1 protein-coding gene and 1 pseudogene are annotated in these 1,926 nt (G+C 49.5%); one reads left to right on the top strand and one right to left on the bottom strand.

Features of this window, described 5'->3' with window-relative positions:
• A pseudogene (gene ardK, locus QMN38_RS26485) lies at window positions 1–211 on the bottom strand (antirestriction protein ArdAB regulator ArdK); the annotation flags it as partial.
• A gap of 559 nt (window positions 212–770) precedes the next feature.
• Between ardK and QMN38_RS26480 the strand changes: the two are divergent.
• Window positions 771–1,490 (top strand): replication initiation protein, encoded by a 720-nt coding sequence (locus tag QMN38_RS26480; protein WP_013263795.1) that lies wholly within the window; start codon window positions 771–773, stop codon window positions 1,488–1,490.
• Window positions 1,491–1,926: the final 436 nt, after the last annotated feature.

Below are 1,926 nucleotides of genomic sequence, written 5' to 3'. Positions count from 1 at the left end.
TAAGAGTGGTGTTCTGGTACAAATCCCAGATTCGCTTAACGGTGCTGGAAATGTTTTGCTTGGAACGGCCTACTCGCATGGCTACGTCTGATGATTTCTCACCTTTGACAAGCACGGAATAGCCAATATCTGTTGTGATGTGTGCAAAGGAAGCCATTTGCGGCAGCAGCTGTTTCCATTCTGTTTCTGAAATTCTGTTTTTCTGAGCCATCTGTGGCGCCTCCGTAGTTTTGGTTACAGAAAGGATATACTCAGAATAAACAGGGGTCAATACAAGTACGATTTTTATAAACTTTATTTTATTTGAGGGTGAGGCCCGGTGCGGCAGCAGCGCGGGCCTCGATGGTGCCGCGAAGGTGCTGGCGCCATGCTCGGATTAAAACATGAACCGTGAAGAACTGCGAAACTTGTTTTCGCGGTTCTGAGGGGTTGACCGAGCCGCGAAGCGGCGCTGGTAAGCGATGATATGCACATATCCACAGGCATATTTTTAAAAGGTATTTTATAGATTTTTTATCTTTTTAAAGTCTTTTAGAGCTATATAACTCATTGATTTAAAATCATAAATAAGTGTTATCTCTGGGAATCCGCCCACCTTGTTATGGGAATTGGCCCACCTTACTATGGGAAACAGCCCACCTTACTATGGGAATTAGCCCACCTTGTTATGGGAATTGGCCCACCTTAGACGAAACTGTAAAAAATGTATTTACTTGTTTGAACTTTGTGGTAGTGTGGAGAGTAATTTTTAACCCACAAAGGCAAGGCGCATGGATAAGTTGCTGAACAAAAAGATAAAAGTTAAGCAGTCTAACGAGCTTACCGAAGCTGCTTACTACCTCTCGCTAAAAGCAAAGCGCGTTCTCTGGTTATGTCTTATGCAGACGTATTTCACAGCTTCAGTAAGCGAAGATGATGATGAGATGGCTGTACTCGGTGACTCTACTTTCAAAGTAAAGGTGGCTGACTATCAGCAAATTTTTCAGGTAAGCCGTAACCAGGCTATCAAGGATGTTAAAGAAGGCGTGTTTGAGTTAAGCCGTTCTGCGGTAATCTTTTACCCGAAAGAGGGGCGTTTTGACTGCGTCGCGCGCCCCTGGCTAACAGAGGCTGGCAGCCGATCAGCTCGTGGTATCTGGGAAATCGAATTTAACCATAAACTCCTGCGGTACATTTACGGCCTGACGAACCAGTTCACCACCTACTCGCTCCGCGATTGTGGCAGTCTTCGAAATCCCCGGACGATCCGCCTTTATGAAAGTCTTGCTCAATTCAAATCTTCAGGCTTATGGGTTACTACTCATGCTTGGTTAAATGACCGTTTCCTTTTGCCGGAATCCCAACAGAAGAACTTGGCAGAGTTGAAACGATCTTTCCTTGATCCTGCACTCAAGCAGATAAATGAGAAAACACCTTTACTTGCTAAGTATAGTATTGATGATTCAGGAAAATTTCTGTTCTCAATAATTGATAAGCAAAATCCCGTCTGACATAAATCAGCACACATGAGCCTGTCATTTGACAAATTTTTGTCATGAAGATGGGCGAATTTCCACACAGCACCGGCGCCCGGCAAGATGGGCGGATTCCCACACGACAGCGGCGCCCGGCAAGATGGGCGGATTTCCACACTACAGCGGCGCCCGGCAAGATGGGCGGATTTCCACACGGCAGCGGCGCCCGGCAAGGTGGGCGGATTTCCACACGGCAGCGGCGCCCGGCAAGGTGGGCGGATTCTCACGCGGCAGCGGCGCCCGGCAAGATGGGCGGATTTCCACACGGCAGCGGCGCCCGGCAAGGTGGGCGGATTCTCACGCGGCAGCGGCGCCCGGCAAGGTGGGCCGATTCCCACGCGGCAGCGGCGCCCGGCAAGGTGGGCCGATTCCCACGCGGCAGCGGCGCCCGGCAAGGTGGGCCGATTCCCAC

The sequence above is a fragment of the Citrobacter sp. R-1.5.2 genome (genome assembly GCF_035064245.1).
Taxonomy (GTDB): Bacteria; Pseudomonadota; Gammaproteobacteria; order Enterobacterales; family Enterobacteriaceae; genus Citrobacter.
Note: the sequence above shows the minus strand (reverse complement) of the source record. Positions and strands in the feature narration are given on the sequence as shown.